This is a genomic window from Latilactobacillus graminis DSM 20719 (genome assembly GCF_001436415.1).
GTDB classification, from domain to species: Bacteria; Bacillota; Bacilli; order Lactobacillales; family Lactobacillaceae; genus Latilactobacillus; species Latilactobacillus graminis.
In genome coordinates this window covers 1-381 of the sequence record NZ_AYZB01000031.1, presented here as the reverse complement: position 1 = coordinate 381, position 381 = coordinate 1, and the positions used below count along the sequence as shown (strand labels likewise).

The 381-nt window shown below is 34.1% G+C and carries 1 protein-coding gene; it reads left to right on the top strand.

Annotated features, from left to right (window positions below):
• The coding region (locus FC90_RS09315) for a hypothetical protein (RefSeq protein ID WP_162258680.1) at nt 1–210 on the top strand (210 nt) is incomplete at its 5' end.
• Nucleotides 211–381: the final 171 nt, after the last annotated feature.

Genomic DNA, 381 nt, shown 5'->3' with positions numbered 1-381 from the left:
CCAGATCCAACACCTGAACCAGTCCATGTTATCAGTGGTAGTGAATCAAATAATTTTGGGTTGTATGGTGATTGGGGATCAGCTGTTGCAGCGGCGAAAAAAGAATTAAATAGACAGATTATGACGGGCAATCCGCAATATAGAAATTATACAATTGTAACAGTTTATTATTCAGATGGTAGCGAGAAATATGCACTTACATTATCATAAAATACAAAAGACAACGTTTAAAAATTGAACGTTGTCTTTTTTTGTGAAAAGGGGAAGATTTTATGCATAGGATTAGAGCTGCACCTGACACTTTGTGTCAGGTGCTCTTTTTTTCAAAAAAAATAGAAATGGGGATACATCGTGTTAAAAAAATTTATTAAGAGTAAGGTT